The 22,994-nt window shown below is 45.1% G+C and carries 22 protein-coding genes; 15 read left to right on the top strand and 7 right to left on the bottom strand.

What is annotated here, in order from left to right; genetic code table 11:
- Positions 1-51 precede the first annotated feature (51 nt).
- Entirely contained in the window at positions 52-918 is an 867-nt protein-coding gene (locus tag CD004_RS21510) for an RsfA family transcriptional regulator (RefSeq protein WP_102264630.1), read from the bottom strand.
- A 316-nt stretch (positions 919-1,234) separates the two neighbouring features.
- On the opposite strand from CD004_RS21510, the gene CD004_RS21505 reads away from it, so the two are divergent.
- From CD004_RS21505 to CD004_RS21495, 3 genes are all read left to right on the top strand, one after another.
- Positions 1,235-1,456, top strand: a complete 222-nt coding sequence (locus CD004_RS21505) for a YuzB family protein (RefSeq protein ID WP_102264629.1) — start codon at positions 1,235-1,237, stop codon at positions 1,454-1,456.
- Between the two features lie 252 nt (positions 1,457-1,708).
- A complete protein-coding gene (locus tag CD004_RS21500) occupies positions 1,709-3,025 on the top strand; it encodes an HD domain-containing protein (RefSeq protein WP_102264628.1) in 1,317 nt (438 codons plus the stop codon).
- Between the two features lie 18 nt (positions 3,026-3,043).
- Entirely contained in the window at positions 3,044-3,559 is a 516-nt protein-coding gene (locus tag CD004_RS21495; RefSeq protein WP_102264627.1) for a YwgA family protein, read from the top strand.
- A gap of 334 nt (positions 3,560-3,893) precedes the next feature.
- On the opposite strand, the gene CD004_RS21490 is transcribed toward CD004_RS21495, so the two are convergent.
- Complete coding sequence (locus CD004_RS21490) at positions 3,894-4,106, bottom strand: 2-hydroxymuconate tautomerase (RefSeq protein WP_267892374.1); 213 nt, start codon at positions 4,104-4,106, stop codon at positions 3,894-3,896.
- Between the two features lie 244 nt (positions 4,107-4,350).
- Between CD004_RS21490 and CD004_RS21485 the strand changes: the two genes are divergently transcribed.
- On the top strand, positions 4,351-4,989 hold the full coding sequence (locus CD004_RS21485) for a site-2 protease family protein (protein ID WP_324782300.1): 639 nt from the start codon (positions 4,351-4,353) through the stop codon (positions 4,987-4,989).
- Positions 4,990-5,012: 23 nt separating this feature from the next.
- Positions 5,013-5,525 carry a YwhD family protein gene (locus tag CD004_RS21480; RefSeq protein WP_102264625.1) on the top strand — a complete coding sequence of 171 codons (513 nt, stop codon included), beginning with the start codon at positions 5,013-5,015 and terminating at the stop codon, positions 5,523-5,525.
- 213 nt (positions 5,526-5,738) lie between these two features.
- On the opposite strand, the gene CD004_RS21475 is transcribed toward CD004_RS21480, so the two are convergent.
- Both CD004_RS21475 and CD004_RS21470 read right to left on the bottom strand, forming a co-directional pair.
- A complete protein-coding gene (locus CD004_RS21475) occupies positions 5,739-5,918 on the bottom strand; it encodes a hypothetical protein (protein WP_102264624.1) in 180 nt (59 codons plus the stop codon).
- 101 nt (positions 5,919-6,019) lie between these two features.
- A complete protein-coding gene (locus tag CD004_RS21470) occupies positions 6,020-8,083 on the bottom strand; it encodes a transglycosylase domain-containing protein (protein WP_102264623.1) in 2,064 nt (687 codons plus the stop codon).
- 271 nt (positions 8,084-8,354) lie between these two features.
- Here CD004_RS21470 and speE point away from each other — a divergent pair, with 271 nt between their 5' ends.
- The 4 genes from speE to CD004_RS21455 all read left to right on the top strand — a co-directional run bounded on the left by speE (position 8,355) and on the right by CD004_RS21455 (position 11,762).
- Positions 8,355-9,182 carry a spermidine synthase gene (gene speE / locus CD004_RS21465; protein WP_102264622.1) on the top strand — a complete coding sequence of 276 codons (828 nt, stop codon included), beginning with the start codon at positions 8,355-8,357 and terminating at the stop codon, positions 9,180-9,182.
- 105 nt (positions 9,183-9,287) lie between these two features.
- Positions 9,288-9,428, top strand: coding sequence for a hypothetical protein (locus CD004_RS23950; protein WP_158651620.1), 141 nt, complete (start codon positions 9,288-9,290; stop codon positions 9,426-9,428).
- Entirely contained in the window at positions 9,418-10,290 is an 873-nt protein-coding gene (gene speB, locus CD004_RS21460; RefSeq protein WP_102264621.1) for an agmatinase, read from the top strand. The genes CD004_RS23950 and speB overlap by 11 nt, the downstream gene beginning before the upstream one ends.
- Positions 10,291-10,442: 152 nt before the next feature.
- Complete coding sequence (locus CD004_RS21455; protein ID WP_102264620.1) at positions 10,443-11,762, top strand: short-chain fatty acid transporter; 1,320 nt, start codon at positions 10,443-10,445, stop codon at positions 11,760-11,762.
- A gap of 223 nt (positions 11,763-11,985) precedes the next feature.
- On the opposite strand, the gene CD004_RS21450 is transcribed toward CD004_RS21455, so the two are convergent.
- A complete protein-coding gene (locus tag CD004_RS21450) occupies positions 11,986-12,138 on the bottom strand; it encodes a DUF1540 domain-containing protein (RefSeq protein ID WP_102264619.1) in 153 nt (50 codons plus the stop codon).
- A gap of 234 nt (positions 12,139-12,372) precedes the next feature.
- Here CD004_RS21450 and CD004_RS21445 point away from each other — a divergent pair, with 234 nt between their 5' ends.
- The 3 genes from CD004_RS21445 (at position 12,373) to CD004_RS21435 (ending at position 15,896) form a co-directional block, all read left to right on the top strand.
- Positions 12,373-12,816 carry a YwiB family protein gene (locus CD004_RS21445; RefSeq protein ID WP_102265200.1) on the top strand — a complete coding sequence of 148 codons (444 nt, stop codon included), beginning with the start codon at positions 12,373-12,375 and terminating at the stop codon, positions 12,814-12,816.
- Positions 12,813-14,483, top strand: a complete 1,671-nt coding sequence (gene argS / locus CD004_RS21440) for an arginine--tRNA ligase (RefSeq protein ID WP_102264618.1) — start codon at positions 12,813-12,815, stop codon at positions 14,481-14,483. Before CD004_RS21445 ends, argS begins: the two co-directional genes overlap by 4 nt.
- 138 nt (positions 14,484-14,621) lie before the next feature.
- Positions 14,622-15,896 carry a M48 family metallopeptidase gene (locus tag CD004_RS21435; protein WP_102264617.1) on the top strand — a complete coding sequence of 425 codons (1,275 nt, stop codon included), beginning with the start codon at positions 14,622-14,624 and terminating at the stop codon, positions 15,894-15,896.
- Between the two features lie 33 nt (positions 15,897-15,929).
- Here the strand turns inward: CD004_RS21435 and uvsE are convergent, their stop codons facing one another.
- Positions 15,930-16,886, bottom strand: coding sequence for a UV DNA damage repair endonuclease UvsE (gene uvsE, locus CD004_RS21430; RefSeq protein ID WP_102264616.1), 957 nt, complete (start codon positions 16,884-16,886; stop codon positions 15,930-15,932).
- Positions 16,887-16,921: 35 nt separating this feature from the next.
- Positions 16,922-18,109, bottom strand: coding sequence for a cardiolipin synthase (gene cls / locus CD004_RS21425; protein ID WP_102264615.1), 1,188 nt, complete (start codon positions 18,107-18,109; stop codon positions 16,922-16,924).
- 374 nt (positions 18,110-18,483) lie between these two features.
- Between cls and CD004_RS21420 the strand changes: the two genes are divergently transcribed.
- The 3 genes from CD004_RS21420 to CD004_RS21410 all read left to right on the top strand — a co-directional run bounded on the left by CD004_RS21420 (position 18,484) and on the right by CD004_RS21410 (position 22,990).
- On the top strand, positions 18,484-20,595 hold the full coding sequence (locus CD004_RS21420; protein ID WP_102264614.1) for a (Fe-S)-binding protein: 2,112 nt from the start codon (positions 18,484-18,486) through the stop codon (positions 20,593-20,595).
- A 285-nt stretch (positions 20,596-20,880) separates the two neighbouring features.
- The gene (locus tag CD004_RS21415; RefSeq protein WP_102264613.1) at positions 20,881-22,068 is read left to right on the top strand and encodes an acetyl-CoA C-acetyltransferase; all 1,188 of its coding nucleotides are present in this window, start codon (positions 20,881-20,883) and stop codon (positions 22,066-22,068) included.
- A gap of 70 nt (positions 22,069-22,138) precedes the next feature.
- Positions 22,139-22,990, top strand: a complete 852-nt coding sequence (locus tag CD004_RS21410; RefSeq protein WP_102264612.1) for a 3-hydroxybutyryl-CoA dehydrogenase — start codon at positions 22,139-22,141, stop codon at positions 22,988-22,990.
- Positions 22,991-22,994 lie beyond the last annotated feature (4 nt).

Genomic DNA, 22,994 nt, shown 5'->3' with positions numbered 1-22,994 from the left:
TTGCCATAACTTCTTCTCCATCTACCATCTATCTATTTAGCAACTAGATTTCTATTCCGCTACTTTTTCGAGATTGCCATTCCGGTCCATCTTGAACTTTGTTGCCGAACGTTCCTCTTCTTCAAACAGGGTGAGCTTTCGCGCACGGTTCATGATTTTCATAAGTGTTTCGTAGTCTTCTTGCATCGTGTTCGTATTTTCTTCAAGCCTGCTTATTTTTCCCTGAAGTTCTTCGTTATGTTTCCTTAAACTATTGATTTCACGCTTCAATCTTTCATTCTCACTCTTATAAATATCTACCTGAAGCGATGAGCCACTTAGGCTTTGCAGGTAAGCAATCACATGTCCCATTGTCATGCCGGTTGGCGGGACAGTGTGGCGGACCGGTTGTGTATGTGTCGTCTGGGTTACAGTTGTTTTCGTCTCCTGGGCAGGCATTTCAGCCATTTCAGCAGCTGCCTCAGTAGAGTAATCCTTTTGTTCCTGCTTCTTGTTCATTAAATCTTGCATTTCAGCCATAAGTGCTGCGTCAATTTCCTTGTCGTCCTGTTCAAGCATTGACAGGTCGAAGGTTGGTTGAGATTCTTCCTGCTCCACCGCTGGCAGCGAACCTGTCAAACTTTCATCCAGTGTAGGCACCGGAGGATTGTAAAGCAGTTTCTTCTTGCCGCCTTGATCCTTTCCTAGGATTCTCTGTCTCTGTTTTCTCTGCTTTTTCGCGAGCTGCAAAGCTTTTTCATAGTTATGCCTCACGACTGCGTTCCAGCGGAATCCGCAGGCGGCTGAAGTGCGGTCAAGCTTGTCGCCCACCTCTTCAAATGCGTTCAATTGTGTACTGCCTTCTCTTACATGTCGCAGCACGGTTTCAGCTAGCAATAAATCATTTTCTTCCGTCCAGGCATCCTGGCGTGTCTTCATTTACTTCAACTCCCTTTTACTTTGGTCAACTATTGAAACTTATAGTTCAATCTTGTCCGGAAATTGGAAAGCTTATACATCGTAAAATGGAAGGATAGTAGATTTTTTGCGTAAAATACATGTTTTTCATTTAAATAGATAAGCAAATGGACCTCTTCAACAGCTTGCATTCATCTTGAATAAGAGGTAAAATACGCTTTAGTCTAAAACGAAAAGCGGAGGCGTACAGGCCTTCTTGATTTTTGCAGGGAGAATGCTTGTGAATTGAGAGGCTGGCGCTGGCGCTTGACAGTATTTATAGAAAGGGTTGTCCTAAATGGCAAACGAATTCCGTGTTTGCGACGATTGTCAGGCCGTAAACCTTAAAACATTGATTCCGAAGCTGAAGCAGCTGGATCCTGAAGCGACTGTCGATATCGCCTGCCAGTCTTATTGCGGACCAGGCAGAAAAAAAACATTCGCGTTCGTCAACAACCGGCCAGTTGCTGCACTGACTGAAGAAGAGCTTTTGGAAAAAGTCCAAAAGAAACTTAAGTAATTAATCTTTAATATAATGACTTCCGCTGAAAGCCTATATAACTTCACCTTTAAACAACCGTTTAGAGGTGATTTTTTTTCCAGGGAAACTTGCAAACTAGTTTATAACTCAGGGAATATAGGAATGAAGGGTAATGAGAAGAGTTTCAGCATTTGTATATGCAATTTTTGTAAAAAAATGCAGAAAATCGAGATGATTTGACGAACGAAACAGGCTATAATAAAAACAAGCTAATCAGGAAGAAGGAGAACGATGGGATATTCGGAAGAAAAGCTATTTGAAGAAAAAGTTTTCAAAGATCCAGTACACCGGTATGTCCATGTCCGTGACCGGGTGATCTGGGATTTGATCGGAACGAAGGAGTTCCAGCGCCTGAGAAGGATCAAGCAGCTCGGCACGACATACCTAACCTTCCACGGAGCTGAACATAGCCGGTTCAACCATTCTCTTGGCGTCTATGAAATCACGCGCCGGATTGTGGATAATGCCTTTGCGTCCCGTCCTGAATGGAACGAAGGGGAGCGCCTTTTATCATTATGCGCGGCCCTGCTTCATGATCTTGGCCATGGGCCATTCTCGCATTCATTCGAGAAGGTGTTCGACCTTGACCATGAGGATTTTACAAGGGAAATCATCCTTGGTGATACAGAAGTGAATCAGGTGCTGTCGAGAGTGGCGCCGGACTTCCCGAAAAAAGTTGCTGAGGTCATTGAAAAAACATATGAAAACAAGCTTGTCATCAGCCTGATTTCAAGCCAGATTGATGCTGACCGGATGGATTACCTGCAAAGGGATGCCTATTTTACAGGAGTCAGCTACGGACATTTTGATATGGAACGGATTTTGCGTGTGATGCGTCCGCGCGAGGACCAGGTTGTGATCAAGCAAAGCGGGATGCATGCTGTCGAGGACTACATAATGAGCCGCTATCAGATGTACTGGCAGGTTTATTTCCATCCAGTAACTAGGAGTGCAGAGGTCATACTGACGAAAATCCTGCACCGTGCCAAACACCTTCATGAGCAAAACTACACCTTTAAACATAAACCGCATCATTTTTATTCAATTTTTGAAGATCGCATGACATTGGAAGACTATTTAAAGTTGGATGAAGCCGTGTTCCTCTACTATTTCCAGATTTGGGAGGAAGAAGAGGACGAAATCCTGAGCGATTTGTGCCGTCGCTTCAATAACCGCAATCTATTTAAATATGTCGAGTTTGACCCTGCCAAGGAATACAAGAAGCTTGCTAAGCTTTCCATGTTATTCGAGCAGGCGGGATTGGATCCTGAATATTACCTGGTTGTCGATTCATCATCAGACCTGCCTTACGATTTTTACCGTCCGGGTGAAGAGGAAGAACGCCTTCCGATCCATCTGCTGAAGAAAAACGGGGAAATCCGCGAGCTGTCGCGCGAGTCAGAGATTGTCGACGCCATTTCCGGTAAAAGGCGGACAGACCATAAACTATATTATCCTTCTGATTTCCTGGAAAAGGAGAAAGCACGCCCTGAGATTGAACAGATTGCACAGATTCTTGAGCTGAACTTAGACAATGGGACCATTTGATACAGGAGTTGACGCGTTTTGCTAAAAGACCACGCTAAAATCATACATGCCATTTCAGTTTCCGGAGAGGTCATCGGCAGGAAAAAGCTGCAGAAAATGATCTATATCGCAAAAAAGATGGAATTCCCCTTTCAGGAACGCTTCCAGTTCCATTTTTACGGACCATATTCTGAAGAACTTACATTGCGGGTAGAAGAGCTTTGCAATATGGGCTTCTTGGACGAAGTGAAGGAAAAGAAAGGCGGGTACTACCAGTACCGCTACACATTGAGCGAAGCAGGACAGGAATTCCTTGGGGAAAACAGCGTCGAGATGCCATGCCTTGGCGACTGCCTGACCGACATCAACGACCAGAATGCAAGATTCCTTGAACTCGTTTCCACTGTTTTGTATTTTGATAACTTACCAGAAGCGGAAGTACGGGAAAAAATCCAGACCGTGAAAAAGAGCCAGAAATACACTGACCAAGAAATCGACGAAGCTTACGCGTATATTGCGAGCTTGAAAAATAAGTCAAAGCAATTGTTGGCATAAGGATATTTGGACCATGAATCGAGTATAAAACCTATTTTGGGTTTTGTGCTCGGTTTTTTGTTTAGTTGAAGAAGGGTTAGTTAGGCAGTATACATTATGTGCCCGTGGAAAGAAGAAACCGCGGTTCACGGTCACAAGAAAGGGAAACATGTGCCTGTGAAAAGAAGAAACCGCGTTTTACGGTCACAAGAAACGAAAACATGTGCCTTTGAAAAGAAGAAACCGCGGTTCACGGTCACAAGAAAGGGAAACATGTGCCCTGAAAAGGTAAGGTACAAGTATACTTGTCACATAAAAGAAAAAAGCCCAGAATCGTCTGAGCTTTTAGTCCATCCTATTCGTCACTCAACCTCTTGCCTGCAACACCATAGTGGTTCTTCGTCATTTCCTCGATGAAAACGACGACTTTTTCTTTAGGTGCGCCAGTTGTCTCGCTGACAGCGTCTGTTACTTTTTCAACCAATGCTTTCTTTTGATCCTCTGTGCGTCCTTCAAGCATTTTTACTGTTACGTATGGCATTTGCCTAGCCTCCCTGAAATGGTTGATATAATCTAAATTGAGTTTTTCATAATTCGCGAAAATTCGCAAGTCCAATGGAAGATTGTCTTTTTCACATTACATCAAGAATGAGTTATACTTTAATAAAAGCGCAAGCGCCTTGGTCAGCCCCGACAAGCGCTGGAGGTCCGACCAGTGAAGTCGTTCTTTGACTTCAGTGGGCGGACCGAAGCGACTCGAGGGGCTAGGCGCTGGAGCTGGACAAAGAAAAGACAAAAAAGGGGAATGGAATGTGAGCTTACCCTATTCGTTAGAGGAAATTCCGTATGTGGCTGCCGCATTGATGATTGCTTTCGCGGTCCATGAATTCGCGCACGCCTGGGTTGCGTATAAGTTTGGCGACCCGACTGCCCAGAGACAGGGACGATTAACTTTGAATCCAATCAAGCACCTGGACCCGCTGGGAACCATTTTGATTTTCATCGCTGGATTCGGCTGGGCGAGACCGGTCCCGGTCAATCGCTTCATGTTCAAAAATCCAAAGCTTGCCGGAGTGCTTGTGTCGGTTGCCGGACCAGTAAGCAATCTTGTTCTTGTCTTCCTGGCATTCGCCATCTGGTACATATTTGTGATGCTTGGATTGGCGCCTGGGGTTCCAGAGTTTTTCCTGGACTTCCTGAATATCTTTATCGGACTGAATGCGATGCTGTTCGTCTTCAACCTATTGCCGTTCCCGCCGCTCGATGGTTACCGAATCATCGAGGACCTGGCACCAGCTGACATCAGGGCAAAAATGACCCAGTATGAAGCGTATGGATCGATTATTTTCTTGATCCTTGTCATAACGCCACTTGACCAATATACAATCCAGCCGATTTTCTACTACTTGATTCCGGCTGTGACTGATGGAATATACAATCTATTTTTCTGATTCATTTTAAGGAGGTTTCCAACATGGAAGAAAAAAAGGGCAAGAATATTGGCTTCAATATTATAAAAAATGACCCGATGGACGGCCATAAGGGCTTTGGAAAAGGTGTTCTCACACTTGATAATGTTTCGCCGGTCATCATTGACGTGGATGCGGGTGAGGCAGCTGTAGAAGTTGGTGCGATGCACGCACGCAGTGCTGTTGAGAAAGGGATCAAGTTTCTCCCTGACCGAAATGAAGTTCCTGATGCCAAACTATATTGGGTAGTCTGGGTGACAATTGACAGGAAGGAAGAAGGTCCTTATTATGCAGGTGTCACAGCATGCGAAATGACCGTTAACCGTGAAATCCGCCGCGGCTACAAATCGCTGCCTGAGCATGTGAACCGTCTTGATAAGTCTATCAAGCGCCATATCATTGTGGACCATATGGATGAAAAATCAAAACAGATCCTAGCTGTTTTCCTGAAAAACCATGACCCGGGAATGTGGGAACGGTCTGAAGACAAGCTGAAAAGCGATTTATTAGCCAATTAATATATTTGGATAATTCTCCTAATAATTTGTCTAAATTGTGACATTTAACAGCAAGTGACAATATCTGGCTTGCTCAAATCGAATAAAAAAAGTAAACTGATATCAGCGTAAAACACATTTTATGCTAGGACGAGAAAAACCCCGGAGGCTTGCTTCCGGGGTTTTTCTTTTTATAATGTAAATTTAATTTTTCACTTCGAGAAATGGCCAGCTTCAGCGCCTAGCCCCTCGAGACGCTTGTCTAGTGTCGCCTCCTAGAAACTCCGAAACTTCAGCTCCGCCGGCAGAAGCAAAAAGCGCTTCTTTGTCGGAGCCTCCAGTTTCTGCGTTTCTGGGCAGTCGGCTATACTTTTCGATATCGGTCCGCTCAATGAAGTCAAAGAACGACTTCACTGTTCGGCCCTCCAGCGCTTGTCGGGGCTGACCAAGGCGCTTACGCTTTTCTTGCTATAGTGAGATAATTGTTGTTGACAGAGTATGTTATAGACGGTGCTCTACAACCCGAAAATCCGCTTGTACCAAGGCTTCTTTTCCTTTTCGTTCTTAGGCTGTTCTTCCTTATGCTCTTCATGATCCAAATGATCTGTGCAGTATTCAGTAGGCTCTGTACCTGCAGCGAACAAGGTCAGCCTTTTTACCGGACATCCGTCAGCAGCGAGCTTGCCATTGGCAGGGTCAACATAGACGGCAACAGTCCCTTTTGCTGCCTTGAATTTTTTCGCAGGCTCATTATCAAGTGCTTTTTCCATAAAATCGAGCCAGATATTCTTCGCATAAGATTTCTCTACAGTCAGTTCAATGGGCTTGCCTTTATCGTATCCTGTCCAAACGGCGGAAACGAGCTGAGGAGTATAGCCGATCATCCAGCTGTCCGTTTCGGTCGTTCCAGACTTAGCCGCATACGGTCTTGTCATTTTTTTAATCAGCGTGCTCCCAGTAACAGAAGAATAGCCATTGAGTTTTTTATCAAAAATGCCTGTCAGCATATGGGTCATCACCGAGGCGAGTTCTGGCTTCAATACTTCTTCTTTTTCAGCTTTATGCTCGTAAATCACTTCACCCTTATGGTTTTCGACCCTCTTAATCAGCACGGGATCTACTTTTTTTCCGCCATTCGCCAAAATACTGTAAGCATTGGCCATATCAATCACTCTGACACCGGATGTGCCAAGGGCTAGCGATGGAACCTTGTCCATATCCGATTTAATGCCAAATCGTTTTGCCGTTTCAACGAGCGTTTCCTCCCCAAGGAACAGATGGGTTTTCACAGCGTATACATTATCCGACAACGCCAAGGCCTGCGCCATCGTAATGTCATCTTCCGCATACTTATTGTTAAAATTATGCGGTGTATACTCTGAACGTCCATCATCGAACATGAAAGTTGTCAGCTGGCTTTTCATGGTGGACGATGGAGTGAAGCCATTCTCGAGTGCCGCATAATACAGGATCGGTTTCATTGTCGAACCTGGCTGCCTGACAGCCTGCACAGCACGGTTGAACGGGCTTTCCTCATAATTCCTGCCACCGACAAGCGCCACCACATGTCCATTCTTTGGATTCATCGCCACAAAGCCTGCCTGGATTTCCGAATCGGATGCAATCATTTTGCTGATTGATTTTTCGGCAATTTCCTGGTGATCAAGATCGAGGGTTGTATAAACCCTTAATCCGCCGAGCGAAATGGTGCGGTCATCGAAATTCAATGAGTTCTTAAGTGCATTCTGGACAGCGTCCTGGAAGTACGGAGCAGCACCAACCCGAGAATGCTGATGCTCTCCGACAAGCTTCAGTTTTTCAATGCTCGCTTTTTGTGCGGCAAGTTCAGTGATATAGCCGTTTGTCTTCATCGTGCTTAAAATGGTGCGCTGACGCTGCTTTGCTTTTTCCATAGAGGCGAAAGGTGAGTAAATGCTAGGTCCTTTAGGAATTCCGGCCAGCATGGAAGCTTCCGCCAGGGATAATTCCTTCGCGTCCTTGCCAAAATAATAACGGCTTGCTGCCTGGATACCGTATGCACCATTGCCATAATAAATCGTATTTAGATAGCCTTCGAGGATCTCATCCTTGGAATAATTCATCTCAAGGCGCAAAGTGTAAAGCGCTTCTGTCGCTTTCCGTTTCCAAGTCTTATCATGTTCAAGATAAAGATTCCTTGCATACTGCTGGGTTATCGTACTCGCACCCTGAACCTTCGCCATCGCCTTTATGTCAGCAAGCGCGGCACCGGCAATCCGCTTATAATCAAACCCATTATGGGTAAAAAAGGTTTTATCCTCTATAGAAACCGTCGCATTAATCAAATGAGGCGAAATATCCTTGAGCGCCACCCAATAACGCTTCTGGCCAGAATGGCTCTCGCCGATCACCGTTCCATCATCCGAGAAAAACAAGGTTGATTGAGGTACGGCCAGCGGAGGCGGTCCCTGGAGCTTCGCATACCCAATCAATGAAAAGTAGAGTACAGTGGCCAGAGCGAGTCCTGCAAGCCCGAAGAAAATCAAAGCACGCAAATATTTAATCGTCTTGCGAAACCGCTGGTCTGTCATCAGCTCCATAATGCTTCCTCCTAAAAAAAGATAGATATTATCAGTATGAAAAAAAACAGCAGATTTTAAACATAGAATCAAAGTTAATTAAATTTTGCTTGCATTTTTGCTAGATTCAACTATACTTTTTCTGATGTTTGTATTTGTGATGTTGGGGAAGTATAAAAAATAATATGAAAGCGTCATGCTTGCACAATATAAAATTGGACAGTTTAGCAGTCCATAACCTGAAATTCGCCGCATCATAACGGAAATTTTTTTGCCGAAAGGAAGGATATTAATGGGTCTATGGTTTACAGAAAAACAAACTGAGAATTTTGGTATTACTATGAAAGTGAACAAGACGTTACATACAGAACAGACAGAATTCCAGAAGCTTGATATGGTGGAAACAGAAGAGTGGGGCAATATGCTTCTTCTTGACGACATGGTCATGACTTCTGTTAAAGATGAGTTCGTTTACCACGAGATGGTTGCGCACATTCCGTTGTTCACTCACCCGAATCCTGAGCATGTACTTGTTGTTGGAGGTGGAGATGGAGGCGTTATCCGTGAAGTGCTTAAGCACCCTAGCGTGAAAAAGGCTACTCTTGTTGATATCGATGGAAAGGTTATCGAGTATTCTAAAAAATACCTGCCTGAAATCGCAGGCAAGCTTGATGACCCTCGTGTTGATGTCCAGGTTGGCGACGGCTTCATGCATATCGCGGAAAGCGACAACCAGTACGATGTCATCATGGTTGACTCTACAGAACCAGTAGGACCGGCAGTAAACCTGTTCACAAAAGGCTTCTACGCTGGAATTTCAAAAGCATTGAAGGAAGACGGAATTTTCGTTGCACAGTCTGACAACCCTTGGTTCAAGGCTGACCTTATCCGCAATGTACAGAAGGATGTAAAGGAGATCTTCCCGATCACACGCCTTTACATTGCGAACATCCCAACATACCCAAGCGGAATGTGGGCATTCACACTTGGTTCAAAGAAGCATGACCCGCTTGAAGTAAGCGAAGACCGCTTCCACGATATCGAAACGAAGTACTACACGAAAGAGCTTCACAAAGCCGCTTTCGTATTGCCTAAATTCGTTGGCGACCTTGTAAAATAATTAAGCATAATATTTATTCGGCTTCCCGGTAAATCCGGGGGCCATTTTAATGCGGAAAAGCGGAAGCGCCTTGGTCAGCCCCGACAAGCACTGGAGAGCTGACCGGTGAAGTCGTTCTTTGACTTCATTGGGCGGATCGAAGTGACTCGAGGGGCTAGGCGCTGGAGCTGGACATTTCTGGAAGTAAAAAATGTAATTTTAAAATTTGTAAAAACAACTGAAAGAGGTGTTTGGAATGCGTTTTGATGAAGCATATTCAGGCAATGTGTTTATCGGCAGCCATTCAAATTATAATGAGAGTAAAGCGGTTCTTTACGGAATGCCAATGGATTGGACTGTCAGCTACCGTCCGGGTTCACGATTTGGCCCGACTCGCATCCGTGAGGTATCGATTGGCCTTGAAGAGTACAGCCCTTATCTTGATCGCGAGATGGCTGATCTTAACTATTTCGATGCAGGAGATATCCCGCTTCCATTCGGCAATGCCCAGAAAAGCCTTGATTTAATCGAGGAATACGTGGACAAGCTTCTGGCTGAAGAGAAATTCCCGCTTGGAATGGGCGGCGAGCACCTGGTGTCATGGCCGGTCATGAAGGCAGTCGCGAAAAAATATGAAGACCTTGCCATCATCCACTTTGACGCACATACAGACTTGCGTGAACACTATGAAGGCGAGCCATTGTCGCACTCAACGCCAATCCGAAAGATTGCCGAGCACATCGGACCGAAAAACGTGTACTCATTTGGAATCCGTTCTGGTATGAAGGAAGAATTCGAGTGGGCGAAGGAAGTGGGCATGCATATTTCGAAGTTTGAGGTCCTTGAGCCTCTGAAGGAAGTATTGCCTCAGCTTGCCGGCCGTCCGGTTTATGTGACGATCGACATCGATGTTCTTGACCCGGCGCACGCGCCTGGAACAGGAACAGTTGACGCTGGCGGAATCACTTCAAAGGAACTATTGGCTTCCATTCATGCCATCGCAAACTCTGGCGTGAATGTAGTTGGAGCAGACCTGGTAGAAGTCGCGCCAATCTACGATACATCTGAAATGACAGCCAACACAGCAAGCAAAATCATCCGTGAGATGATGCTTGGTTTTGTAAAATAAAACTCGGTGCCGCTCCCTTGAAAAAAGGGGGCGTTTTTTTATGCAAAATTAATGACCTGTTACTAATGGTTACTTTCGTAGGAAGGAATATTCTGAATAATATAGAAAATATAATAATGATGTAAGTAACTAATAAAAAGGAGGTAAAAAGGATGAAAATGTTGGTTTCTTTTTTCAACCGCATCATGCAGCGGTATTTGCCTGATCCGTTTCTATTTGTCATTATCTTAACTTTTGTTGTATTTGGATTAGGCCTTATTTTTACCGACAGCGGTCCGTACCAGATGGTCCAGCATTGGGGCGGAGGATTCTGGGGATTGCTGACATTCTCGATGCAGATGGTGCTTGTCCTGGTTACAGGTCATGTGCTCGCGAGCAGCAATATCTTTAAAAAGGGTCTGGGAGCACTTGCCTCGCTTGCGAAGTCTCCTGGCCAGGCGATTATTATTGTCACAGTCGTTTCCATGATTGCCAGCTTAATTAACTGGGGCTTTGGTTTGGTCATTGGGGCTCTGTTCGCGAAGGAGTTAGCTAAGAAGGTTAAAGACGTGGATTACAGGCTTTTAATTGCAAGCGCTTACGCTGGATTCATCGTTTGGCATGGCGGTATTTCCGGTTCCATTCCACTGACAATCGCGACGGAAGGCCACTTCTCGCAGGATCTGATTGGCATCATCTCGACTGACCAGACGATTTTTGCCGGCTTCAATCTTTTCATAATCTTAATCTTGCTACTCGTATTGCCTGTTGTTAACCGCTTGATGATGCCGTCGAAGGATCAAACAGTGACGGTCGACCCAGTATTGCTGGAAAATGACGTACAGGCTGCCGCCCTCGAGCAGGGAGCAATGACGCCTGCGGAAAAGCTTGAGAACAGCCGGATCGTTTCATTGCTGACCGGTATTTTTGGCCTTGTGTTCTTATTTTACTATTTTGCTACAAACGGATTTAAGTTGAATCTCGATATCGTCAACTTTCTGTTCTTGTTCCTCGGCATCCTGTTCCATGGCACGCCAAAGCGTTTCCTTGAGGCAGTCGTGAACGCGGTAAAAGGGGCAAGCGGGATCATCATCCAATTCCCTTTTTACGCGGGAATCATGGGGATGATGACGGCATCTGGCCTGGCTGCAGTCATGTCAGAAGGTTTCGTATCAATCTCGAATGAGTTCACATTCCCATTCTTCGCCTTCCTGAGTGCGGGTTTGGTCAACTTCTTCGTTCCATCCGGCGGAGGACAGTGGGCGGTCCAGGCACCAGTCATGCTTGAAGCAGCCCAGACCCTTGGAGTATCCATTCCGAAAACAGCGATGGCCGTTGCCTGGGGCGATGCGTGGACCAACCTGATCCAGCCATTCTGGGCACTGCCTGCACTGGCGATTGCCGGACTCAAGGCGAAAGACATCATGGGATACTGTGTGCTGACGCTGATAGTTTCAGGTATCGTCATTTCAGTTGGGATGCTGTTTTTCTAATAAGAGGAATTTTAGGAGGAGCAGATTTGCTTCTCCTTTTTTTACTGGAAAAAACCTTAAAGAATTTCCAGTTTGCGAATAAATGATGGTTTTTTGCGAATAAACACCGGTATTTGCGAATAAATCATGATTTTTGCGTATAAAGCAAGAAACATCCGAAAATCATTGAATTCCATTCAGAAAGCAAAAACTGGATAGCAAATCGCCATCCAGTTTCCTTCACTTACATCTTTTCGAATGTATCACAAATGGTTTCGCGTTCATTTAGTGCTTGTTTTCCGGAATTCGCTACTACAAGGATGGAATCGGCAACACATTTATCGCCTTCAGCCCAATATTTGCAGTTTTCTACTTCGCATTTAACTTCGATTTTCATGTATGCCCCTCCTTAAAAGGTTTTGATAATCAATACCCGCTTTAGAGGGGGACTAACCCTATACATGTATACCTAATTTTCCCTACTGATTCATAAGGCAATCCCCCTTGCGCTTCTTGCACTTTCAAAGGAGAATATTTATACTTATAAAGTTATAATGAAGATAGAAAAGCACAGGCGACTTTGTCAAAACTGACAAGCGCTGAAGCTGGACAAGAAAAGGGCGTGTTAACGGTGTCTAGTAAACCCGCTGATCAGATTCCTGTCAAGGTGACGGTAAACACGGCGATTTACAGTGGCAAAGAGAAGGAAACTTTTGAATTGACCACTTTTGGCCGATACTATAAAAAGGCGAACAGCTCGTACCTCCAATATGATGAAGTAATGGAGGAAGGAGATGTCCATACGACGGTTAAAATATCAGGGGACGAAGTGCTGATTTTGCGCAGCGGCGCGATCAAGATGAGACTTCATTTTCTGCTGAATAAAAAAACTTCGGGCAATTATCAGACCCAATATGGGCTGCTGCAGACTTCTGCGCTCACGAAGCGGCTTGATACTGATTTTAACGAGACAAAGCAGGAGGGCCATGTGGACTTGCTGTATGATATGGCAATACAGGGCGCGACTGCAGGTACATACCATTTGACGATCAATTATAAGGAGGAAGGCAAATGAATATAGTTGAACAGGTTCAATTGAAGCTGAAGGAAGAAATCAAGCAGGCGATCCTCAAAGCCGGTCTAGCTGAGGAGGCACAAATTCCGGCCGTTATTTTAGAAACGCCTAAGGAAAAAGCGCATGGGGATTACTCTACGAATATGGCGATGCAGCTTGCGCGCGTTGCGAAGAAGGCACCTCGCCAGATTGCGGAGCTGCTGATCGAGAATTTTGATAAGAGCAAGGCATCCATTGAGAAAATTGAAATCGCAGGACCTGGCTTCATCAACTTTTACATGGATAACAGCTATTTGACGGACTTAATTCCGGCAATCCTTGAAGCAGGCGACAACTATGGCGAATCAAATGTAGGAAATGGGCAGAAGATTCAGGTCGAGTTTGTTTCTGCAAACCCTACTGGCGACCTTCACCTAGGCCATGCGCGCGGCGCGGCTGTCGGCGATTCGCTGTGCAATGTGCTTGCTAAGGCTGGATACGATGTATCCCGTGAATATTACATCAACGACGCTGGGAACCAGATTAACAATTTGGCTCTTTCTGTTGAGGCACGTTACTTCCAGGCGCTTGGCATGGACAAGCCGATGCCTGAGGACGGTTACCATGGTGCTGACATTATTGGGATAGGGAAAACCCTTGCTGAAGAATTCGGCGATAAGTACGTGAATGTTCCCGACCAGGAGCGTTTCGATGCTTTCCGTGAGTACGGATTGAAATATGAAATGGAAAAGCTAAAGCAGGACCTTGAGAACTTCCGTGTTAAGTTCGACGTTTGGTACTCTGAAACTTCTCTATATCAAAATGGTAAGATCGACGTGGCACTTGATGCGCTGCGTTCGAATGGCCATATCTATGAAGAGGATGGCGCGACATGGTTCCGTTCGTCTGAGCTTGGCGATGACAAGGACCGCGTGCTGATCAAGCAGGACGGCTCATATACGTATTTGCTGCCGGATATTGCTTACCATAAGGACAAGCTCGAGCGCGGTTTTGAAAAGCTGATCAACATCTGGGGAGCGGACCACCACGGTTACATCCCTCGTATGAAGGCAGCAATCGAGGCGTTGGGCTATGGACGTGACGCGCTTGAAGTTGAGATCATCCAGCTCGTCCATCTGTACAAGAACGGCGAGAAGATGAAGATGAGCAAGCGTACAGGCAAGGCTGTCACAATGCGTGACCTGATTGATGAAGTAGGTCTTGATGCAGTTCGTTACTTCTTCGCGATGAGAAGCGCGGACACTCATATGGACTTCGACCTTGATTTGGCCGTATCCCAATCCAATGAAAACCCAGTGTTCTACGCACAGTATGCACATGCCCGTATCAACAGCATCCTGCGTTCTGCAGCAGAGCAAGGCTTGATTTTTGACATTGAGGCAGACTTCAAGCACATCCAGTCCGAGAAGGAAATCGACCTGCTGAAAAAGCTTGGCGAATTCCCGCTGGCCGTTGCTGAAGCAGCACAGAAACGCATGCCGCACCGAATCTCTAACTACATTTTCGAATTGGCATCCGTATTCCACAGCTTCTACAACGCTGAGAAAGTATTGGATCTCGAAAATAAAGAAAGAACAGTGGCTCGCTTGTCGCTGATCAAGACAGCGCAGATCACATTGAAGAATGCACTTGAAATAATTGGAGTATCTGCTCCGGAGAAGATGTAAATTATTGAGACCCAGCCAAAGATGGCTGGGTCTTTTTAAATGGAATTGTAAAAAATTTGAATTTATGTATTCCCAAAATAAAGGTATATAACTTAATATATTCAATATAATCTGTTAATTTGGGGGAGCACTATAGAAATGGAGCAAATCAACTACGCAATAGGACAAGTCTGTCCTGACTGCAGTTCAGCTATTCCGTTTAATAAAGGGTATGTTTCATGGTGCGATTGTGGATATAATATGGACCACTCACCTTCAGAAATGACGGACTCAAAATTAAATGCTTTATATGAAAAACTGGGAAATAAACGTGGTCAAAGAGTTTTTCAAGACCTGGTTTCCCATAAAAAATTACGTCAGGGGATTTCTTTCTCCAAAAGCTTAGCTTTCATGGTAGCCACTATTGTGCACTTAATTAGCATCAGTTTATTTTTACTTGGCCTTTATTTGCTTATTTTTCATATTAATAGTTTCATTTTAATGGCTGAAGGGCTAATTCTCTTAGGTATGGCCTGGCTGGCCAGGCCAAGGGTGCCTAAACTGGACAAAGGGGAGCATTTGATATCACGTCAGGATTTTCCGTTTTTATTCGAGGCTGTTGACCAATTAGCTGATGCTATGCAGGTAAAAAGAATTGATGGAATCATTATTGACGATGAATTCAATGCATCAGTGGCGCAAATTGGCTGGAGAAGAAGGAGAATCATCAAGATAGGGTTACCGTTATTTTCTTTAATGGAACCAGAAGAGCAGCTGGCGATTCTCGCACATGAATTTGGCCATATATCCAATGGGGATTTGACAAGATCTTTTTATATCGGTACTGCCGTATATACGCTGCAGACATGGCATGAGCTTCTAAATCCTGTGCCAATCGATGAATATGACAGCATGGGGTTCTTCGAAATACCTGTATACTATTTCATGGCATTTCTGGCACTAATCCCATACTCTGTCTTCTTATTACTGGTACACCTGCTGTTTGACGATTCCCAAAGGGGTGAGTATTTAGCCGATGAAAGGGCTGCTAAAGCAGTCGGCTATAAATATTTAATTTCGTCGATGGAAAAGTTTCAATACGCTGATACCTTTTATTTAAAGGTAAGGGAGTTGGCAGTAAGGAAAAACTCACTCAATTTATTTGATGCTGTTCATGAACAAATCAAAATAATGCCAGAGCGTGAGAAAGAGCGGCTCTCCCGTCTTGCACAACTTGAGACATCTAAATTGGATTCGACTCACCCGCCAACATTCTATCGCATACAACTGCTTGAAAAATTGAAAGCTGCTCCTTCTACTTCAGCTATTGGTAAAGACACTTTAGCAATGATGCAGAAGGAACTTGGAACCCAGCAGACCAGGATTCAAGAGGAAGTAATCGAAAATTACCGGTTTGTTTTGAATATGTATTAATGAAGGCTGCTGGATGACCCAGCAGCCTTCATCTTATTTCCACTCCAAAACTGCCCCGCCAATCCGTTTTACACCTCGAATTTTAGCCAAATTCTCGACGAGCTTGAGTGCTGCTTTGTCTTTCTCCTTTGCTTCGATCATGAAATCGACATCCTGGCCGATGCTCCGCAGTATATCAATCAATGGCAGGATGAATTCAGAGTCTACGTAATCCGCATGTGAACGATATGCTTTTTCAGATTTAGGGGAGGAGATATGAATCTTAGGCTTCAAACCAATCCGTTCCCAGGTGGCAAAGCCGGAGGGAAGCAATTTTTCCAGTGAGCCTTCACAAAGATTCGCCATATGGTGATGATAATCGAACATGAATGGGACGTCTTCTTTTATGCATGCTGCTAGTGTTTCTTCTGCATTGTAGGTTTTATCATCATTTTCAAGCGTAGTGATTTTTTTAATATGCTCTGGGAGTCTGGCGAAGTTTTCATGGAAGCGCAGTATCGTTTCTTCTTTGTTTCCGTAAGCCCCGCCAATATGGATATTGATAAGTGCTTCCTTTTCCAGTCCCATTGCTTCCAGCATTCCATAATGGTATTCCATATCGATAATTGCATTAGCAGTCACTTCATCCCTCGGGGAAGTGAACAGCGTGAATTGATTCGGATGAAAACTTGTACGAATCCCATGCTTTTTCACCAAGGCGCCAATTTCCAGCCATTTGTCCCGAAACGGAGTGACATAATCCCATTTAACCTCAGGATGCGTAGCCAGAGGCGCAATCGAGCTGGAAAAACGATACAAGGGAATATCATGGGCGATATTGTAGTGAATCATTCTTTCTGTGTTTACAAGGTTCTGGTAGGTGACGGAAAGCAGTTTTTCATGCCGTTCTTCCTTTGACAGCTGATTGTAACGGGCAAATGTAAGTGCCTTGGAGGGAGATGCATCCCACAGGCTGATGGCGGTGGATACATAGCCCAACCGAATAATCATAGGTACACTCCTTCAATGCCTGGATGCCGGCTCTTTTATAAAAAGTAGGATATCGTACTCGCAGCTTTTTCCTTCAGCAGCGCACGGCTGAAATCATCCAATGCAGCCTTCCGTGAATTCAGGATGTCTTCTGTCAAAATCCTTTTAACTTTTTTTATAAAATCACCATCATAAATCAGGCAGTTCAATTCATAATTCAAGAACATGCTTCTTTTATCGAAATTGGCGGTACCAACGTCACAAACCTCATCATCCACGAGGAGGACCTTGGCATGGTAAAAGCCATTCAAAAACTGGTAGACTTCGACTCCATCCTTGATCAGAGTCCTCAAATAAGGGTAGGATGCTTCTTTGACAAGAACATGGTCAGAAACGAGCGGAACAAGAACCGTAACTGAAACACCTCTTTTGATCGCATCCCGCAATAAGTTGAATACCCTTTTGCTCGGGATGAAGTAGGGTGTTCCGATAAAAATCGAGGTTTTTGCATTGGTGATCAGATCTGACATCATTTCCTCGAGCAGGATGCCTTCGGTAGGAACGATCTGATGTCGAATAGCTCCTTTTTTTAGAACAGGGAAATAGCCTATGTTTTGCAGCAGATTGACTTTTGCCGCTGCATGCCAATCCTCAAGGAACTCTGACTGCAGATCACTGACTCCTTCACCTGTCATTTTCAGATGGTAATCGCGCCATGGAGACAGTTTCGGATCATGATTGTTATATTCTTCGCCGATATTGAAGCCGCCGAGATACGCGATCTGTCCATCAATTACGGTGATTTTCCGGTGGTTCCGCACCTGGGATGAATAAAATAAGAACGGTAATTTTGGCATTTGAGAATAGGCGAATTCTACTCCGGCAGCCTTCAGCGATTTGATGGTTTTGCGCTTCAATCCGCTGCCTACCCAATCCACCATAAGGCGTACTTCAACCCCATCCTTTACTTTTTGTTTTAAAATGGAGAGAAATTCCTGGCTGATTTTATCATCCTGGACGATGTAAAACAAAATATGAATGTGCTGCTTTGCATTTTTTAATTCCGAAAAAAGGTCATCAAACAATTTAGGACCTTCCGCAAAAATGACAAGGTCGCTTTCACGGACAGGCAGCGTATTTGTTTTGGCACTTGCCAGATGCTTTTTCCTGCCAAGCGTGAAGTCCATGAACACCCACAGGGCAAGCCCAGCTAATATAAAAAATAAAATCCATCCAATTCCCATAGCGATTTGGCTCCCTTAAAAGTAAATTAAAGCATCGCCAGGCTCACCTCAATCAGTGTCCAGCTCCAGCGCCTAGCCCCTCGAGACGCTTCGGTCCGACCAATGAAGTCAAAGAACGACTTCACCGGTCGGCCCTCCACCGCTTGTCGGGGCTGACCAAGGCGCTTCCGCTTTTCATATTATTTTTGCCGAAATCGCTTGATATATGTTAAGTTCCTGTTAAAGGGGAAGTGTAAACAATTTTCAGAAATGAAAGGAAATGAGTTGACTGAATGCTCATTCATTATATAATGTAGTTAAAGGTATATTCAGAAAATTTGTTTGGTTAAAAATTTTCATCCAAAAATCAGCATCGAAAGGGGTAAATGATTTTTATGAACGGTCTGCTATGGATTAATCTTATCGCGTTCTTACTTGTAACCGCTTACGCTGTCAGCTTGTTTGTATACGTGGTCAAGACGAGAATCGAGTACATCAAGCTCGGCAAGAAATCAGAGTTTGATGATGATATCAAGGATCGCTGGAGAAGAATCCTTGTCCATGTATTTGGCCAGAAAAGGCTATTGAAGGACAAGAAAAGCGGTGCGATCCACGTTATGTTTTTCTATGGATTTCTTCTTGTCCAGTTCGGGGCAATTGATTTTATCTGGAAAGGAATCAAGCCAGGCTCTCATTTGCCGCTAGGCCCATTATATCCAGGTTTCACGTTTTTTCAGGAACTCGTTACACTTACAATTCTAGTAGCGGTAGTATGGGCTTTTTACCGCCGTTATGTTGAAAAGCTTGTCCGTCTGAAGCGCGGCTTTAAAAATGGGCTTGTTCTTCTTTTCATCGGTGGATTGATGCTTTCTGTATTGCTCGGAAACGGAATGAGCATGATCTGGCACGGCCATGAAGGAACATGGACTGAACCGGTTGCATCTCTTATTGCGGCAGCATTCAGCGGAATTCCTGAGGTAGCTGCCATCACGATTTTCTATATCGCATGGTGGATTCACCTCTTGTTCCTGCTTGCGTTCCTGGTATATGTACCGCAATCCAAGCATGCTCACTTGATCGCAGGACCAGCCAATGTTTATTTAACTAGGGTTGATTCACCAGGGAAGATTACAAAAATTGATTTTGAAGATGAAACACAGGAAACATTCGGTGCAGGTAAAATCACCGACTTCAACTATGAACAGATGATCGACTTTTACGCATGTGTAGAATGTGGACGCTGTACGAATATGTGTCCGGCAACAGGCACTGGAAAAATGCTGTCGCCAATGGACTTGATCGTCAAGCTGCGTGACCATTTGACGCTTCACGGCGCAGCAGTTACATCCAAGCAGCCATGGGTTCCGACATTTGCTTTTTCCAATACAAAGGGCAATCAGATCGCATTAGCTGCTGCAGGACAGGGCGCGAATGAAGCTGCTGCAAGCCTTGCTTATAGTCCAAGCATGATCGGCGATGTCATCACAGAAGAAGAAATCTGGGCTTGTACAACTTGCCGTAACTGTGAAGACCAGTGTCCGGTTATGAACGAACACGTTGACAAAATCATCGACCTCCGTCGTTATTTAGTTTTGACTGAAGGTAAGATGGACGCTGACGCACAGCGCGCGATGACAAATATTGAGCGTCAGGGCAACCCTTGGGGCTTGAACCGTAAGGAAAAAGAAAACTGGCGCGAGCTTCGTGACGACGTTGTCATTCCTACGGTAAAAGAAATGAAAAAGGCTGACGAAGAATTCGAATACTTATTCTGGGTTGGCGCGATGGGTTCATTTGACAACCGCAGCCAGAAGATTGCCCTTTCGTTCGCTAAGCTATTGAACGAAGCAGGCGTTAAGTTCGCAATCCTTGGAAACAAGGAAAAGAACTCAGGCGATACACCACGCCGCCTTGGTAACGAGTTCCTATTCCAGGAGCTTGCGACAAAGAATATCGAAGAATTCGAGAAAAATGAAGTGAAGAAGATCGTGACGATCGACCCTCACGCATACAATATCTTTAAGAACGAATATCCTGATTTCGGCTTTGAGGGCGAGGTTTACCACCACACTGAACTTCTCGCTCAATTAGTCAAGGAAGGAAGACTCACTCCGAAGCATGCAGTGAATGAAACGATCACTTTCCATGATTCCTGCTACCTTGGCCGCTACAACGAGGTGTATGACGCTCCGCGTGATATCCTCAAGGCGATTCCTGGTGTGGATCTGAAGGAAATGGAACGTAACCGTGATACAGCAATGTGCTGTGGCGCAGGTGGCGGCTTGATGTGGATGGAAGAAGAAACAGGACACAGGATCAATGTATCCCGTACAGAACAGGCACTTGCTGTGAACCCATCCGTCATCAGTTCCGGATGCCCTTACTGTCTGACAATGCTCTCTGATGGAACTAAAGCGAAGGAAGTAGAAGAAAACGTCGATACACTAGACGTTGCTGAACTACTCGAAAAATCCGTATTCGGTGAAATCAAACCGCTTGTTTCTTAATACAAATTAATACTAAAACTTGAATAGTAGAAGTTGACTCACAGTTAAAATTCGACATATGACAGAATTTTTAGCAAAGTGTTTCAATTTCTACTATTTTTGAGATAAAATGAATATATTGATAAAGCGCTTACATTAATCTTCAGCAAGAAACCCCTCATATACACAAGAATACGCAAATTTTTTTGGACCAGTTTCGAGCGAGCGTTCAGTCAATCAAAAAAGACTGGATTGAGATGTATTTTTCATTTTCCAAAATTAATAGATTGAAAGGGAGAGATGGCAATGGGAAAGACAGTCATTTTAGCAGGAGCTAGAACACCATTTGGCAAGCTTGGCGGAGCTTTGAGCGGATTCACGGCGAGCCAGCTTGGCGGAATCGCGGTAAAGGAAGCGATGGCACGTGCGGAAGTAAAGCCGGAAGAAATCGGCGAGGTCATTCTTGGCACAGTATTGCAGGGAGGCCAGGGACAGCTCCCTTCACGCCAGGCTGCAAGAGAAGCTGGAATCCCGTGGGAAGTAAAAACGGAAACAATCAATAAGGTTTGTGCTTCAGGTATGCGCAGCTTGACGTTAGGAGACCAGATCATCCGCGCGGGAGATGAGGAAGTCATTGTTGCCGGCGGAATGGAGTCAATGAGCAACGCACCATATATTCTTCCGAAAGCACGCTGGGGGTTCAGAATGGGCGACGGCCAGGTAAAGGACTTGATGATTCACGATGGATTAACTTGCAGCTTCAAGGGAGTCCATATGGGCACTTACGGAAATGACGTAGCGAAGGAATATGAAATCAGCCGCCAGGAACAGGACGAATGGTCATATCGCAGCCACCAGAAGGCGATTGAAGCGATTGAATCAGGAAAGCTTGCTGAGGAAATCGTTCCGGTTGAAGTGCCGCAGCGGAAGGGCGACCCAATTTTGGTCCAGCATGATGAAGCACCAAGGAAGGATACATCAGTTGAAAAGCTAGCGAAGTTAGGCCCAGTTTTCAACTCGGATGGCACCATTACTGCCGGTAACGCACCGGGAATCAATGACGGCGCGGCAGCCCTCGTGCTGATGAGCGAAGAGCGCGCACAGCGTGAAGGCAGGACACCGCAGGCAGTCATCCTTGGGCATGCAGCGATCGCAACAGAAGCAAAGGACTTTCCGAAGACACCTGGAATCGTCATCAATGAGTTATTGAAAAAGACCGGCAAGTCGCTGGATGAAATTGATCTATTTGAAATCAACGAAGCTTTTGCTGCAGTCGCATTGACGAGTGGACGCATTGCGAACCTTGATCCGGAAAAGGTCAATGTGAACGGCGGTGCGGTTGCCCTTGGCCACCCTATCGGAGCAAGCGGGGCACGCATCATCCTCACTTTGATGCATGAACTGAAGCGCCGCGGCGGCGGGGTCGGCATTGCGGCCATCTGCTCGGGCGGAGGACAGGGAGACGCAGTGATGATTGAGGTTCCGAAGCAATAAGGATTTTGACAATAGACGGGAGGGCAGTTAACTTGCTCTCCGTTGTAATGATTCTAGAGGAGGAAAACGAATGAGTGTGAAAAAAATCATGGTAATTGGCGCAGGACAAATGGGTTCCGGTATTGCCCAGGTGTGTGCGCAGGCTGGATACGACGTATTTTTAAATGATTTGAAACCAGAATTTGTGGAACGCGGTCTTGCTGGAATCAAGAAAAATCTTAACCGTCAAGTGGACAAAGGCCGGATGTCAGCTGAGCAGCTGGACGAAATTGTTGGCAGGATCACGGCTTCAAATGACCTTCAGGATGCGGGAAAGACTGATCTTGTTATCGAAGCGGCAGTCGAGAATATGGATATCAAGGCTAAAATATTTGCTCAGCTTGATAAAATTGCGCCTGAACACGCAATCCTTGCTTCCAATACATCATCATTGCCAATCACCGAAATCGCTGCAGCAACAAAGCGTCCGGAAAGAGTCATCGGCATGCACTTCATGAATCCGGTACCTGTAATGAAGCTAGTTGAAATCATCCGTGGTCTGGCGACTGCAGATGAAGTCTATCAAACAATCGAAGACATCACCAAAACATTGGAAAAAGTTCCTGTTGAAGTGAATGACTTCCCAGGCTTCGTTTCAAACCGCATTTTGATGCCGATGATCAATGAAGCAATTTACACATTGTACGAGGGAGTAGCGACGAAGGAAGCGATCGACGAAGTCATGAAGCTCGGTATGAATCATCCAATGGGACCGCTGACACTTGCTGACTTTATCGGCCTGGATACTTGCCTCTATATCATGGAAACACTCCACGAAGGCTTTGGCGATGACAAGTACCGCCCTTGCCCGTTGTTAAGAAAATATGTAAAAGCAGGCTGGTTAGGCAAAAAATCAGGCCGTGGTTTCTATACTTACGAGTAATTAT

Origin of the sequence: Mesobacillus jeotgali (assembly GCF_002874535.1) — a bacterium.
Lineage (GTDB): Bacteria > Bacillota > Bacilli > Bacillales > Cytobacillaceae > Mesobacillus > Mesobacillus jeotgali.
This window is presented reverse-complemented; position numbering and strand designations above follow the sequence as displayed.